The organism is Pseudomonas sp. TH04, from assembly GCF_016651355.1.
Lineage (GTDB): Bacteria > Pseudomonadota > Gammaproteobacteria > Pseudomonadales > Pseudomonadaceae > Aquipseudomonas > Aquipseudomonas fluorescens.
This window is the reverse complement of record NZ_JAEKEA010000001.1, coordinates 5989286-6004073: the sequence shown is the minus strand read 5'-3', so window position 1 is coordinate 6004073 and position 14788 is coordinate 5989286. Positions and strand designations below refer to the sequence as shown.

15 protein-coding genes are annotated in these 14788 nt (G+C 62.1%); 7 read left to right on the top strand and 8 right to left on the bottom strand.

The features are described 5' to 3' along the window. Positions 1-14: 14 nt before the first annotated feature. From JFT85_RS27110 to JFT85_RS27075, 8 genes are all read right to left on the bottom strand, one after another. Entirely contained in the window at positions 15-1064 is a 1050-nt protein-coding gene (locus JFT85_RS27110) for a branched-chain amino acid ABC transporter permease (protein WP_169875266.1), read from the bottom strand. Between the two features lie 4 nt (positions 1065-1068). Further along, positions 1069-1950, bottom strand: a complete 882-nt coding sequence (locus tag JFT85_RS27105; protein ID WP_064452944.1) for a branched-chain amino acid ABC transporter permease — start codon at positions 1948-1950, stop codon at positions 1069-1071. Next, a complete protein-coding gene (locus JFT85_RS27100) occupies positions 1950-2720 on the bottom strand; it encodes an ABC transporter ATP-binding protein (RefSeq protein WP_053256886.1) in 771 nt (256 codons plus the stop codon). Before JFT85_RS27100 ends, JFT85_RS27105 begins: the two co-directional genes overlap by 1 nt. Beyond that, on the bottom strand, positions 2717-3628 hold the full coding sequence (locus JFT85_RS27095; RefSeq protein ID WP_069551719.1) for an AMP-binding protein: 912 nt from the start codon (positions 3626-3628) through the stop codon (positions 2717-2719). The genes JFT85_RS27100 and JFT85_RS27095 overlap by 4 nt, the downstream gene beginning before the upstream one ends. Before the next feature lie 133 nt (positions 3629-3761). Beyond that, on the bottom strand, positions 3762-5177 hold the full coding sequence (locus JFT85_RS27090; RefSeq protein ID WP_169875265.1) for an LLM class flavin-dependent oxidoreductase: 1416 nt from the start codon (positions 5175-5177) through the stop codon (positions 3762-3764). Then, positions 5177-5539, bottom strand: a complete 363-nt coding sequence (locus JFT85_RS27085; RefSeq protein ID WP_053256889.1) for an acyl-CoA dehydrogenase — start codon at positions 5537-5539, stop codon at positions 5177-5179. The genes JFT85_RS27090 and JFT85_RS27085 overlap by 1 nt, the downstream gene beginning before the upstream one ends. 12 nt (positions 5540-5551) lie before the next feature. Then, the gene (locus JFT85_RS27080) at positions 5552-6748 is read right to left on the bottom strand and encodes an SfnB family sulfur acquisition oxidoreductase (protein WP_169875264.1); all 1197 of its coding nucleotides are present in this window, start codon (positions 6746-6748) and stop codon (positions 5552-5554) included. Positions 6749-6902: 154 nt separating this feature from the next. Further along, on the bottom strand, positions 6903-7466 hold the full coding sequence (locus tag JFT85_RS27075; protein WP_053256891.1) for a helix-turn-helix domain-containing protein: 564 nt from the start codon (positions 7464-7466) through the stop codon (positions 6903-6905). A gap of 92 nt (positions 7467-7558) precedes the next feature. Here JFT85_RS27075 and JFT85_RS27070 point away from each other — a divergent pair, with 92 nt between their 5' ends. From JFT85_RS27070 to JFT85_RS27040, 7 genes are all read left to right on the top strand, one after another. Then, positions 7559-8488, top strand: coding sequence for a DMT family transporter (locus tag JFT85_RS27070; protein WP_053256892.1), 930 nt, complete (start codon positions 7559-7561; stop codon positions 8486-8488). A 210-nt stretch (positions 8489-8698) separates the two neighbouring features. Continuing rightward, on the top strand, positions 8699-11620 hold the full coding sequence (locus JFT85_RS27065; protein ID WP_053256893.1) for a monovalent cation/H+ antiporter subunit A: 2922 nt from the start codon (positions 8699-8701) through the stop codon (positions 11618-11620). Then, complete coding sequence (locus JFT85_RS27060) at positions 11620-11964, top strand: Na+/H+ antiporter subunit C (RefSeq protein ID WP_003192163.1); 345 nt, start codon at positions 11620-11622, stop codon at positions 11962-11964. Before JFT85_RS27065 ends, JFT85_RS27060 begins: the two co-directional genes overlap by 1 nt. Further along, positions 11961-13643, top strand: a complete 1683-nt coding sequence (locus JFT85_RS27055) for a monovalent cation/H+ antiporter subunit D (protein WP_053256894.1) — start codon at positions 11961-11963, stop codon at positions 13641-13643. The genes JFT85_RS27060 and JFT85_RS27055 overlap by 4 nt, the downstream gene beginning before the upstream one ends. After that, positions 13640-14128 carry a Na+/H+ antiporter subunit E gene (locus JFT85_RS27050; RefSeq protein WP_053256895.1) on the top strand — a complete coding sequence of 163 codons (489 nt, stop codon included), beginning with the start codon at positions 13640-13642 and terminating at the stop codon, positions 14126-14128. Before JFT85_RS27055 ends, JFT85_RS27050 begins: the two co-directional genes overlap by 4 nt. Then, positions 14125-14403 carry a K+/H+ antiporter subunit F gene (locus JFT85_RS27045; RefSeq protein ID WP_053256896.1) on the top strand — a complete coding sequence of 93 codons (279 nt, stop codon included), beginning with the start codon at positions 14125-14127 and terminating at the stop codon, positions 14401-14403. Before JFT85_RS27050 ends, JFT85_RS27045 begins: the two co-directional genes overlap by 4 nt. Further along, a complete protein-coding gene (locus JFT85_RS27040) occupies positions 14400-14750 on the top strand; it encodes a Na+/H+ antiporter subunit G (protein ID WP_053256897.1) in 351 nt (116 codons plus the stop codon). Before JFT85_RS27045 ends, JFT85_RS27040 begins: the two co-directional genes overlap by 4 nt. Positions 14751-14788: the final 38 nt, after the last annotated feature.

Sequence of the window (14788 nt, the reverse complement as noted above, 5' to 3'; positions counted from 1 at the left end):
CTCTTGAGGGAATGTTAGAAGCGCAGCGGCCACTGCCGCAGGCGGTCACGCAGGTTGTGCAGCAGGCGAATCAACCCCTCGGGTTCCTTGATCAGGAACACGATGATCAACACGCCGAAGATGATTTTCTGCAGGTTCTGCAGCTGCCCTGCGTCCACCGACCCCCCGAACAATGCCTGCCCGGCATGGCTGAGAAAGATCGGCAGCAGGCTGATAAACGCCGCGCCCACGAAGTTGCCGGCGATGCTGCCCATGCCACCGATAATGATGATGAACAGGATCTGGAACGAGCGGTTGATGTCGAAGCTGCTCGCGCTGGCGGTGCCCAGGTAGGCAAACGCCCACAGCGCGCCGGCAATGCCGAGATAGAACGAACTGATGGCAAAGGCCAGGCGCTTGTAGCGCACTACCGGGATGCCGACCACGGCGGCGGCGGTGTCCATGTCGCGGATCGCCATCCAGTTTCGGCCCACTTGGCTGCGCACCAGGTTGACGGCGGTCCAGGTCAGCAGCAGCACCGTGACCAGGGTCAACAGGTAGCGGCCCAGCGGTGTGTTGAGGTCATGGCCGAACAGGGCGAGTTTTGGCGCGGAAATGGTGCCGGAAGAACCGTAGTTGTAGAACCAGGGGAATTTGACGAACAGCCACTCCAGGAAGAACTGCGCCGTCAGCGTCGTGACCATCAAGTAGAACCCCTTGATCCGCGAGCTGGGCAGGCCAAATACCAACCCCACCCACGCACTGATGATACCGCCACCGAGCAGCGCCACCGGCAAGCCCAGCTCCGGCAGGCGCAGCAGAAAGCCGTAGGTGGCAAACGCCCCGACGGCCATGAACCCGGCCGCGCCCACCGAGGTTTGCCCGGTGTAGCCGGTCAACAGGTTCAAGCCCAGCCCGGCCAGCGACAGCACCAGAAATGGAATCAGGATCGCATTGAGCCAATAGTCATTGCCCCACAATGGCACCACGATAAAGGCCAGCACCAACAGGCCGAGAAGGCCCCAGGGCAGACGCCGCTGAATCAACAGCAACGGCGCAGTTTCTTGAACTACAGGAATCGACATGGTTTCAGACTCGCTCGATGGCGCGCTCGCCGAACAGGCCGGCGGGACGGATATACAGGAAGGCCAGGGCCAATACGTAGGCGAACCATGGGGTGATGCCACCGCCGATCAGTGGGCCGATGTACACCTCGGCGAGGTTCTCCGCCGCGCCGACAATCAGCCCGCCGACGATCGCCCCGCCAATCGAGGTAAAGCCGCCGATGATCAATACCGGCAAGGCTTTGAGCACCACCAGCGACAGCGAAAACTGCACGCCCTGGCGCGCGCCCCACAACAGGCCCGCCACCAGGCCGACAATGCCGGCCACCGCCCAGACGATCTGCCAGATACGGTTGAGGTTGATGCCGATCGACAGCGCCGCCGTGGTGTCATCCGCCACCGCCCGCAGTGATACGCCGATGCGCGTCTTGTTGAACAGCAGCGCCAGCACGGTCACCAGCACCACGGCCGCTGCGGCGGCGATCAGGTCGAACTGGCTGAGCATCAGCGGCCCGACAAACAGCGGCACATCGTCGATGCCCAAATCCAGCGCGCGCACCTGCGAGCCCATCACGCCTTGGGCCAGGCCTTCGATAATGAACGACAGGCCCAAGGTGGCCATGAACAGGGTGATCTGTGAACGGTTGACCAGCGGCCGCAATACCAGCCGCTCGATGAGCAACGCGCCGACGATCATCACAATCACTGTCAGCAACAGCGCCAGGGCAAACGGCACACCCTGGTCGTGCAGGCTGACAAAGGTCAGGGCGGCAAACAGCAGCATCGAGCCCTGGGCGAAATTGAACACACCGCTGGCCTTATAGATCAGCACGAAGCCGATGGCGACCAGCGAATACAGGGTGCCGGCGAGCAGGCCGCCGAGCAGGGTTTCGAAGAAGAAGGTCATCAGTGTGCGACTCCCAGATAGGCCGCGATCACGTCCGGATTGGCTTGCACTTCGGCGGGCGTGCCGTCCCCCACCTTGCGCCCGTAGTCGAGCACCACCACATGGTCCGACAAGCCCATGACCACGCCCATGTCGTGTTCGATCAACACCACGGTGGTGCCCAGGTCGCGGTTCACATCGGCGACGAAGCGGGCCATTTCTTGTTTTTCCTCGGCATTCATCCCGGCCATGGGTTCATCCAGCAGCAACAGGCTGGGGCCCGCGATCAACGCGCGGCCAAGCTCTACGCGCTTTTGCAGGCCATAGGACAGGTTGCCCACCAGCACATCGCGATGGGCTTGCAGTTCGAGAAATTCGAGAATGCCTTGGGCACGCAGGCGAAACGCTGCGGCCTCTCGACGCGCGCGCGGCAAGTCGAGGGCTTGCTCGATAAAGGTGGTGCGCATATGCCGCGACAGGCCGGTGAGGATGTTGTCGAGCACACTCATCTTCTTGAACAGCGCGTTGTTCTGGAACGTGCGGCCGATGCCGCGACGCGCGGCGCCCAAAGGGTCGATGCGGTGGAAGTGGTGTTGCTCAAAAACGATTTCACCGGCGTCAAAGCGATACACGCCGTTAAGCACGTTGAGCAACGAACTTTTACCGGCGCCATTGGGGCCGATCAGCGCACAGATTTCGCCGCGCTGCACCTCGAAGGACAAGGCATTGATGGCCTTGACCCCTTTGAACGACAGCGAGATATCCCGTACCTGGAGAATGGCCTGGCTCATGCGATGTCCCGTTTGAATTCAGCCAGCCATGCTGGGTCGTTGTGAGTCTTTTGCGTGCTGGGTGGCTGCCAGATGTATGCCAGGCGCTGGAAGCCCAGCAGCTTGCGCACGCGGTTTTTGATCAGGCGCCGCACACCGCTTTGTGGGTACGCAATGGCCCAGTCGCACAGGCGTCGACGCCAGGTGCCGGGGGGCGCAAGACGGCGTTCGATATCATCGGCCAGGTGCTGCAAGCGCTCGGGCGACAGCAGCAGGCCGGTAGGCACGACCTCGCTGCAATCGCGCCGGGCCGAGGCGAGGCTTTCGGGAAACGCCAGGCCGTGGCCGCTGTTCAACCATTGCTCCAGCACCACTTGCAGACCGCCTTGCCAGTGAGTGCCCTCCTCACTCCACAGCACGGTTTCAGGCCTTGATGGCCACCAGCGATGCAGCGGTTGCGCCGGGTCTACCGGGCCGAGCAATTGGCTAAAACTCAACGGGTTGGCGGACTGCCAATGCCGCACCTGCTGACGCCCCTGCGCATAAGAATGGCTGGGCTGAATGCGCCATAGCTGCTGGTACAAGGCCTCGGGCTCCAGGTCGTCGGCCAGGGTCACTACCTGCCCGCCGACGGACTGTGCGGCCAGCGCCAGCAGCAACAGGTTGGGCTCGAAAGCCCCACTGAGGGCCAGCCGCGACTGCGCGCCAAAACCCTGCTGGCGCAGGCCGTCGGCCAGGCGCTCCACATCGCGCAAGGCATCGATCCAGCGCCACGCATACCACTGGCCCTGGCGCTTGTGCCGCAAGGCGGTGTGCAGCGGAGTGATCTGCGCCCAGTGGTGCAGGTGCGCCTGGGCCTTGGGTAATGGGCCAAGCCATTCGGCGGGCCACTCCGGCACCGCCGGGCGTTTGAGTTCGTGCACGCTCATAGGGGTAATGCTCCTATTGGGTGGTTAAGCGTGCGGTGGTCCGCTGGCTGAATTAGATCAAACAATGAAGATCAACCTGTGGGAGCGGGCTTGCTCGCGAAAGCGCCGGTTCAGTCAACATTGATGTTGAATGTCAGTCCGCATTCGCGAGCAAGCCCGCTCCCACAGTGGTTTTGTGTGAACCCGACAAATCGCGATAGCCGGCGCCCGGATGGTTCGACGCCAGCCGCGCGCCCTCGCCGAACAGCTTTTCGCGCAAGGTGCCCTGGGCGTATTCGGTCTTGTACACGCCGCGCCTTTGCAACTCCGGCACCAGCCAGTCCACGGCGTCGATAAAGGTTTCGTGGGTCAGTGCGTAGGCCAGGTTGAAGCCGTCCACATCGGTCTTTTCAACCCACTCCTGCAGCAGGTCGGCCACGGTTTCGGGGCTGCCGACAAACAGCGGGCCAAAGCCGCCAATGCCGACCCAATCGGCCAGTTCGTGCGGTGTCCAGACCTTGTTCGGGTCCGCTGTGGAGAAGGCTTCCACGGCCGATTGAATCGCATTGGTGTGCACATGCTTGAGCGGCTCATCCGGTTTGAACTGGCTGAAATCAATGCCGGTCCAGCCGGAGATCAGCGCCATTGCACCTTCGTAACTGACATAGGATTTGTACTCGTCAAACTTGGCTTTCGCCTTGGCGTCGGTCTCAGCGACGATCACCGTCTGCAAGTTGAAGATCAGGATTTTGTTCGGATCACGCCCCGCCTCAGCGGCGCGGCGGCGAATGTCAGCGACAGTCTTCTTCAGCAGCACCTTGGATGGCGCGGCGACGAACACGCACTCGGCCTGTTCGGCGGCGAACTGCTTGCCACGGCTGGACGCGCCCGCCTGGTAAAGCACTGGCGTGCGCTGCGGCGATGGCTCGCAGAGGTGAATACCGGGCACCTGGAAGTGTTTGCCGACGTGGCGGATCTCATGGATTTTGCTCGGGTCGCTGAAAATCCGTCGTTCGCGGTCACGCAGCACAGCGCCCTCTTCCCAACTGCCTTCCCAGAGTTTGTAGCAAACTTCCAGGTATTCCTCGGCATAGTCATAACGCGCGTCATGTTCGGTCTGGGCTTTCTGGCCGAGGTTCTTGGCGCCGCTTTCCAGGTACGACGTGACAATGTTCCAGCCCACGCGGCCCTTGGTCAGGTGATCGAGGGTGGAAAGCCTGCGCGCAAACGGATACGGGTGCTCGAAGGACAGCGACGCGGTGAGGCCAAAGCCCAGGTGCTCGGTGACCAATGCCATCGGCGCAATCAGTGACAAAGGATCGTTGACCGGCACTTGCGCGGCCTGGCGAATCGCCGCGTCACCGTTGCCGTTGTACACGTCATAGATGCCCAGCACGTCGGCGATAAACAGCCCGTCGAACTTGCCGCGCTCGAGGATTTTCGCCAGGTCGGTCCAATACTCCAGGTCCTTGTACTGCCATGAGCGGTCACGCGGGTGCGCCCACAAGCCGGGAGATTGGTGGCCGACACAGTTCATGTCGAAGGCATTCAAACGGATTTCACGGGACATCACAGCACTCCGTTCAGGTGGTAGTTGCCGACAACCTGGTATTTGCGGCGCAGCGGGTCGTCGAGGGTCGACGGCAGCACCGTGCGCTGGCCGGTCAGTTCGAATTCAGCAAGGCTGGCGGCAATCAAGGCTTCGGCGGCGGCGATATGCGCTTCCGTCAAGGCGACGGGGCTGGGGTGGGTTTCGGCGCGGTCGAGCAGCGCAGCAGCCACGTCGATGCGAATTTGCACATCGCCGAAGCGGCTGATCACATAGGGGTCATCGCTGGCCTGCACAAAGCGTCGGCTGTTCTCCAACAGTTGGCGCGCCTGGTCCAGGGGGTGATTCAGCGCAGGCTTGAGTGCATCGTTGAGTGCGGTCATGGGTCAGGCTCCTCAGTTCCAGGCGTGGCGTGCAGGCTTCACGCCGTTGAGCACAAAGTTGCCGATCAAGTGGTATTTCCAGCGTGCCGGGTCGTGCAGCGTGTGGGTGCGTGCGTTGCGCCAGAAGCGGTCGAGGTTGTGCTTGCCCGTGACCGAGCGGGTGCCCGCCAGTTCGAAGAGTTTGCTGCTGGCGAGCAAAGCGGTTTCAGCCGACAGGACTTTGGCCTGGGCGACCACCAGCGAGGCGTTGGCCACGGTGTCTTCGTTGGGCTCCGCCAGGGCCAGGTCAACCGCCTTGCCAGCGTTGGCGAGGATGGCTTCGGTGCCGTGCACGCGCCACTCCAGGTCGCCAATGGCGGCAATCGTAAACGGGTCCTGCCAGCCGTGCTCCTGCTGGCTGTCGATCCACGGGCGTGCCTGGCGCGCATACGTTTTCGCCTGTTCCAGCGCGCCCACGGCGATGCCGGTATCGACGGCCGCCTGGATAATCTGCGAGATCGGACCGTTGGCGGTGGGTTGGTCGAAGGCCTGATGGGCCGGGATCACCGCACTGCGTGGCACAACCACGCCATCGAGCGTCACGCCGCCGCTGGCGGTGGTGCGCTGGCCGAAGCCGTCCCAGCTGTCGACCACCGTGAGGCCCGGCGCATCGCGTTCGACGAAGGCAATGAAGGCCTGGCCGTATTCGTTGTTGCCGACGGTGGGCACGAGATGGGCGAACAACGCGCCGGTGCAGTAGAACTTTTCGCCGTTGATTTGCGCGGTGTCGCCGTCGAAACGAATCTGGGTGTCAAACGTGCCGGCGTTTTTGCTCTTGGCCTCAGAGAAGGCGTTGCCGAATCGGTAGCCCGCCAGGACCTTGCCGAAGTAGTGACGCTTTTGTTCCTCGCTGGCGGTTTGCAGGAGGATGTCCACCACGCCCAAGTGATTTTGCGGGATTTGCCCCAAGGACGGGTCGGCGGCGGAGATCACCTTGATCACCTCGGCCACGGTCACATAGGACACCTCGGCGCCACCGTAGGCCTTGGGAATGGTGATACCCCACAGGCCGCTGGCGGAAAACTCTTCAAGTTCGGCGACCGGCAAGCGTCGCTCGCGGTCGCGCACGCTGGCGTCGACAGCGAAGCGGGCGGCCAACCGAATGGCGACCTCAATCGCTTCGGCATCCGAGCGGATAATATGGGCAGGTTGTTGAGGATGGGCTGACATGGGCCGACTCCAGGCTCCGATGGGATACCTGGGTGATTGCAGGAGTCGTGCCTGAATTCAATCGCCAATAAAATCAGTGCGTTGCTGGTAAAACACGGCGATTGACCACACGTCAAACCAGCAAAGTGTCCATCGACTGTTGCCGGGTAAACAGTTAGATCACCACGTTACGCACAAAGCGCACGGCGACCTCACCGTCATTGCGATAGCCGTGGGCCTGGCGGCTGGCGAACATGTAAAACTCGCCAGCGGCGACGTGCTGTTCTACGCCATCGAGAATCAGCGTCAGGCTGCCTTCGAAGACGAACAGCTGCACGCTCCAGCCTTCCGGGTCTGGCTCGGGGTTGTAACGATCACCGGGCTCCAGGCGCATCTCCCACAATTCCACTTCGCGGCGCGCGGTGGCTTTGGCCAGCAATACGGCTTTACTGCCGGGAATGTCACCGGCCCAGGCCAGCTCGTTGATGCGGCTGTGGTCGCCCGCATCCGGCGCCTGGATCAGGTCGCTGAAGGCCACGTCCAACGCTTCGGCGACACGGTCCAAAGTGGACAGGCTGACGTTTTTCTCGCCCGCCTCGATAGCCACCAGCATGCGGCGGCTGACCCCGGACTTTTCCGATAGCGCGGTTTGGCTCAAGTCGGCAGCATGCCGCAGACGACGAACGTTCTGGCTGACGTGTTGCAGGACCGAAGCCCGTTGTGGATTTTCTTTGTGCACTATATTGCTCAATAGGTAGGTGTGCGCAGTATACTGCCCAGCGTGCGGCGCATTGTGCGGTCCGTGCCTTTCCCTTGCAAGACCGAGCCGCCATGACCGCCCCGAACGCTTCCACACGTTTCAACCGTTTCAGTAAAGCCGAATGCATCCTGGTGGTGATCACCATGATTTGGGGCGGCACGTTTTTGCTCGTGCAACATGCCATGACCGTCAGCGGGCCAATGTTTTTTGTCGGCCTGCGGTTTGCCGCGGCAGCCATCGTGGTGGGTTTCTTCTCATTGCGCACCCTGCGCGGCCTGACCCTGTTTGAATTGAAAGCCGGCGCCTTCATCGGCACGTCGATCATGTTCGGCTACGGCATGCAAACCATCGGCTTACAGACCATTCCGAGCAGCCAATCGGCGTTCATTACTGCGCTGTATGTGCCGTTTGTGCCCCTGTTGCAGTGGTTGGTGCTGGGACGCCGCCCGGCGCTGATGCCGGCCATCGGCATCATGCTGGCGTTCACCGGGTTGATGCTGCTCACCGGCCCGGCCGGTGCCTCGCTGAACTTCAGCCCCGGCGAAATTGCCACGTTGATCTGCGCCGTGGCGGTGGCGGCCGAAATCATCCTGATCAGCGCCTTTGCCGGGCAGGTGGATGTGCGTCGGGTAACCGTCGTGCAATTGGCCACGGCGTCGCTGTTGTCGTTTCTGATGGTGGTGCCGATGGGTGAGGCATTGCCCGGGTTCTCCTGGTTGCTGCTGTTCAGCGCCGTGGGCCTGGGTTTGACCAGTGCGGTGATCCAGGTCGCGATGAACTGGGCGCAGCAGAGTGTTTCGCCCACCCGTGCCACCCTGATCTATGCCGGTGAGCCGGTGTGGGCAGGCGTGATCGGGCGGATTGCCGGGGAGCGCTTTCCACCGATTGCAATGGTCGGGGCGGCGTTGATTGTGGCGGCGGTGATTGTCAGTGAGTGGAAGACGAAGGGGCAGAAGGCACTCGAATTACGCGATGAAAGGGAACAGGAACAGCAAGGGTAAGGTCGGACATGCAGGCCGACTGTCAGATTGCCATTACGGGCAAGCCCGGCGCCCACACAGGAGCGTGGTGCGTTGTTGAAAGGGGCCACCTGAAACAATGCCAAACGGGGGTTTTCGGCCTACCTTGTAGGATCCTGCCACATCTTGCCGTTTGGTGATCGAGAAAGCGGCACGTATGATGCATCCCAAACTCCCGCAGATTAGAAGCCTATGTCCCTGATAGTTCTACTGCTTCTGCCTTTTATCGGCAGCTGTCTGGCGGCCTTGCTGCCGCATAATGCACGTAACACCGAATCCCTGCTGGCCGGCCTGGTGGCCTTGGTCGGCACTGTTCAAGTCGCCCTGCTCTACCCCCAGATCGCCCACGGTGGCGTGATCCGCGAAGAATTCATGTGGTTGCCCAGCCTTGGGCTGAACTTCGTGTTGCGCATGGACGGGTTTGCCTGGTTGTTCTCGATGCTGGTGCTGGGCATCGGTACGCTGGTGTCGCTGTATGCGCGTTACTACATGTCGCCGGACGACCCGGTGCCGCGTTTCTTCGCATTTTTCCTGGCTTTTATGGGCGCCATGCTCGGCCTGGTGATTTCCGGCAACCTGATCCAGATCGTATTTTTCTGGGAACTGACCAGCCTGTTCTCGTTCCTGCTGATCGGCTACTGGCACCACCGCGCCGACGCCAGGCGTGGCGCCTATATGGCCTTGATGGTCACCGGCGCGGGCGGCTTGTGCCTGCTGGCGGGCGTGATGCTGCTGGGGCATATCGTCGGCAGCTATGACCTGGACCAGGTGCTGGCGGCGGGCGATCAGATTCGTGCGCACTCCCTGTACCCGGTGATGCTGGCTCTGGTGCTGATCGGCGCCTTGAGCAAAAGCGCCCAGTTCCCCTTCCATTTCTGGCTGCCTCACGCGATGGCGGCACCGACTCCGGTTTCTGCCTACCTGCACTCGGCGACGATGGTGAAGGCCGGCGTGTTCCTGCTGGCCCGCCTGTGGCCGTCGCTGTCCGGCAGCGAAGAATGGTTCTGGATCGTCGGCGGTGCCGGCGCAGTCACCCTCCTCCTCGGCGCTTACTGCGCCATGTTTCAGAATGATCTCAAGGGCCTGCTGGCCTATTCCACCATCAGCCACCTCGGGCTGATTACCCTGCTGCTGGGCCTCAACAGCCCGCTGGCCGCCGTCGCGGCGGTGTTTCATATCCTCAACCACGCGACCTTCAAGGCCTCGCTGTTCATGGCGGCGGGCATCATCGACCATGAAAGCGGCACGCGGGATATCCGCAGGCTCAGTGGCCTGGTGCGGCTGATCCCGTTTACCGCGACCCTGGCAATGGTGGCCAGTGCATCCATGGCCGGCGTGCCGTTGCTCAATGGTTTCCTGTCCAAAGAAATGTTCTTCGCCGAAACCGTGTTCGTGTCATCGACCGCCTGGGTGGAAATCGCCCTGCCGATGATCGCGACCATCGCCGGCACCTTCAGCGTGGCCTATGCGCTGCGCTTCACGGTCGATGTGTTCTTCGGCCCGCCCGCAACCGACCTGCCCCACACGCCCCACGAACCGCCGCGCTGGATGCGCGCACCGGTTGAATTGCTGGTATTCACTTGCCTGCTGGTGGGGATTTTCCCGGCCCAGGTGGTCGGTTCGATCCTCGCCGCCGCCGCGCTGCCGGTTGTCGGCGGTGAACTGCCCGAATACAGCCTGGCGATCTGGCACGGCTGGAATGCGCCGATGATCATGAGCCTGGTAGCCATGTCCGGCGGCGTGGTGCTGTACCTGCTGCTGCGCAAGCAACTCAAGCGTGGCCGCTTCAAATACCCGCCGGTGATCAGCTACTTCAACGGCAAGCGCATGTTCGAGCGCTGCCTGGTGGTGATGATGCGCGGCGTGCGCAAGATCGAAAAACGCATCAGCACCAAGCGCCTGCAAACCCAGCTATTCCTGTTGGTATTGGCGGCGGTGGTGGCAGGTTTGATCCCGATGCTGAACAGCGGGATCAGCTGGGGCGACAGGCCGAAGATCCCCGGTTCCATCGTGTTCGTGACCCTGTGGTTACTGGCGATTGCCTGTGCACTGGGCGCCGCCTGGCAAGCCAAGTATCACCGGCTGGCAGCCCTGACCATGGTCAGCGTGTGCGGCATGGTCACCTGCGTCACCTTCGTGTGGTTCTCGGCGCCGGACCTGGCCCTCACGCAACTGGTGGTCGAAGTCGTCACCACCGTGCTGATCCTGCTGGGCCTGCGCTGGCTGCCACGGCGGATCGAAGAAGTGTCGCCATTGCCCAGCTCGCTGCGCAAGGCACGCATCCGGCGTCTGCGTGACTTCCTGCTGTCCACCGTGGTGGGCGGCGGCATGGCGTTGTTGTCCTACGCAATGCTGACCCGCCAGACGCCCAACGATATCTCCTCGTTCTACCTCAGCCGCGCCCTGCCCGAAGGCGGCGGCAGCAATGTGGTGAACGTAATGCTGGTGGACTTCCGGGGCTTCGACACCCTGGGCGAAATCACCGTGCTTGGCGCCGTAGCGCTGACCGTCTACGCCCTGCTGCGCCGGTTCCGTCCTTCGAAAGAAAGCATGCAACTGCCCGCACAACAACGCCAACTGGCGCCGGACGTGGCCACCGACCTGGTCAACCCGCGCCAGGCCAGCGACACCGCCCTGGGCTTCATGATGGTGCCGGCGGTGCTGGTGCGCCTGCTGCTGCCGATTGCGCTGGTGGTGTCGTTCTACCTGTTTATGCGCGGCCACAACCAGCCAGGCGGCGGGTTCGTCGCAGGCCTGGTGATGTCGGTGGCGTTTATCCTGCAATACATGGTGGCCGGCACCCAGTGGGTCGAGGCGCAGATGAGCCTGCGGCCGATGCGCTGGATGGGCTTTGGCCTGCTCTCGGCGACATTGACCGGGCTCGGCGCGTTGTTTGCCGGGTACCCGTTCCTGACGACCCACACCTGGCACTTCAGCCTGCCGGTGCTGGGCGATATCCATATCGCCAGCGCGCTGTTCTTCGACATCGGCGTCTACGCCATGGTCGTCGGTTCGACGCTGTTGATGCTCACCGCCCTCGGTCACCAATCCGTGCGGGCCCATAAACCGAGCAACCAGGCGAAAGCCGTTGCCGCAACGGAAGGAGCCGCCTGATGGAAGAAGTCATCGCAATTGCCATTGGAGTCCTGGCGGCCTCCGGCGTCTGGCTGATCCTGCGGCCACGCACGTTCCAGGTGGTGATGGGCCTGTGCCTGCTGTCGTACGGGGTCAACCTGTTCATATTCAGCATGGGCAGCCTGTTTATCGGCAAGGAGCCGATCATCAAGGACGGCGTGCCGCAAGACCTGCTCAACTACACCGACCCGCTGCCTCAGGCGCTGGTGCTGACGGCGATCGTGATCAGCTTCGCCATGACCGCATTGTTCCTGGTGGTACTGCTGGCTTCCCGGGGCCTGACCGGTACTGACCATGTGGACGGCCGGGAGCCCAAGGAATGAATTGGGTCAACCAAATGATCGTCGCGCCGATCCTGCTGCCACTGCTGACGGCTGCACTGATGCTGATGCTTGGCGAAAAACGTCGCCCGCTGAAGGCAAAAATCAACCTGTTCTCCAGCATCGTCGGCCTGGGCATTGCCATCCTGCTGCTGTACTGGACGCAACAAGGCGGCCCCGGCTCGATTGGTGTGTACCTGCCGGGCAACTGGCAGGTGCCGTTCGGTATCGTACTGGTGGTGGACCAACTCTCGGCATTGATGCTGGTGCTCACCGGCATCATCGGCGTGAGTGCGCTGCTGTTCGCCATGGCCCGCTGGGACCGTGCCGGCACCAGTTTTCATGCGCTGTTCCAGATTCAGATGATGGGCCTGTACGGCGCCTTTCTCACCGCGGACTTGTTCAACCTGTTCGTGTTCTTCGAGGTGCTGCTGGCGGCGTCCTACGGCTTGATGTTGCACGGTTCGGGCCGCGCGCGGGTGTCGTCAGGGCTGCATTACATCGCGATCAACCTGCTGGCGTCGTCGCTGTTTCTGATTGGCGCGGCGATGATCTACGGCGTAACCGGCACGCTGAACTTCGCTGACCTGGCACTGAAAATCCCGCTGGTGCCGGAGGCGGATCGCGGCCTGTTGCACGCTGGCGCGGCGATTCTGGCGACGGCATTCCTGGCCAAAGCCGGCATGTGGCCGTTGAATTTCTGGTTGGCGCCCGCCTATTCCTCGGCCAGCGCACCGGTGGCGGCGATGTTTGCGATCATGACCAAGGTCGGCGTATATACCGTGCTGCGCCTGTGGACCCTGCTGTTTTCCGGCCAGGCCGGTGCTTCGGCGTTGTTTGGCGGCGACTGGCTGGTGTACGGCGGCATGGCGACGATTATCTGCGCGGCGCTGGCGATGCTGGCCGCGCAACGGCTGGAGCGCATGGCCAGTTTGAGCATTCTGGTGTCGGCCGGGATCCTGCTGTCGGCCGTGGGTTTTGCCCAGCCAAGCCTCACCGCCGGCGCGTTGTTCTATCTGGTCAGCTCAACACTGGCCTTGAGCGCGCTGTTCCTGCTGGCTGAGTTGATCGAGCGCTCGCGTTCGGCCAATGACCTGCCGCTGGATGAAGAAATCGATGCACTGCCCAAGGCCATGGAGTCCCTGCACCCGCGTCCGGGCGTGAACCTGGACGATGAGCAGAAAGCCGTGGTCGGCCAGGTGATTCCCTGGACCATGGCCTTTCTCGGTTTGAGCTTTGTCGCTTGCGCGCTGTTGATTATCGGCATGCCGCCGTTGTCCGGGTTTATCGGCAAACTCAGCTTGTTGAGTGCGCTGGTCAATCCCATGGGCCTGGGCAACGCAGTGGATGAACCGATCCGTCCGGCCGCCTGGGGCCTGGTGGCGTTGCTGATCCTGTCTGGCCTGGCGTCGCTGATCGCCTTCGCCCGTCTGGGCATCCAGCGTTTCTGGACCCCGGAAGAGCGCCCCTCGCCGCTGCTGCGTCGTTACGAGTGCATACCGATTTTCTTCCTGCTCGGCCTGAGCATCATTCTGACCTTCAAGGCCGAGCCGTTGATGCGCTACACCCAAGCCACCGCCGAGAGCCTGAACAACCCGGAACACTATGTGATGGCGGTGATGGCGACGCGACCGATACCCAGCCCTGAAGCCAAAGCCGCCGCGCTGGAGGTGCAGCCATGAAGCGTCTGTTTCCGGCCCCGTGGTTGTCGCTGGCATTGTGGGTGTTGTGGCTGGTGTTGAACTTGTCGATCAGCCCCGGCAACCTGTTGCTGGGCGCGCTGATGGGTTTTCTCGCGCCGCTGCTGATGGCACCGTTGCGCCCCTTGCCGATCCGCATCCGCCGCCCAGGTGTGATCATCCGCCTGTTTTTTCTGGTGGGTCGCGATGTGATCGCATCCAATCTGCAAGTAGCCTGGGGCGTGTTGGTGTGCGGCTCACGGCCACCGCGCTCGCGCTTTGTGAAAATCCCGCTGGACCTGCGCGACCCCAACGGCTTGGCCGTGCTGTCGATGATCACCAGTGTCACCCCCGGCACCGTCTGGTCGGAACTGGCGCTGGACCGCAGTATTTTGCTGATCCACGTGTTCGACCTGAGTGACGAAGCGCAGTTTATCCAGCACTTCAAACACGCCTACGAACGGCCCCTGATGGAGATCTTCGAATGAGCGACCTGCTCTCCAATGCGATCCTGTTCAGCCTGTTCCTGTTTTCCCTGGCAATGGTGCTGACGCTGTTACGCCTGTTCAAAGGCCCCTCCGCACAAGACCGGGTCCTGGCGCTGGATTATCTGTACATCCTGGCGATGCTGATGATGCTGGTGCTCGGTATTCGCTATGCCAGTGACACCTACTTTGAAGCAGCGCTGCTGATTGCGCTGTTTGGCTTTGTCGGGTCGTTCGCCCTGGCGAAATTCCTGCTACGTGGCGAGGTGATTGAATGATGCCGTTATGGGTTGAAGTCATCGTGGCGGTGCTGCTGGTGCTGAGCAGCCTGTTTGCACTGATCGGCGCGATTGGGTTACTGCGCATGAAGGACTTTTTCCAACGCATGCACCCACCCGCACTGGCCTCGACGCTGGGCGCGTGGTGTGTGGCGTTGGCGTCGATTATCTACTTTTCGGTGCTCAAGTCCGCGCCGGTGCTGCACGGCTGGTTGATTCCGATTTTGTTGGCGATCACGGTGCCGGTGACCACCTTGCTGCTGGCGCGTACTGCGCTGTTTAGAAAGCGCATGGCGGGCAATGATGTGCCCACCGAAGTCAGTAGCCGCACAGAAAAAAGCAGGTAAGAGCGAGCCAGCGTGCGCCTGAAAATGCTTGCCAGAGC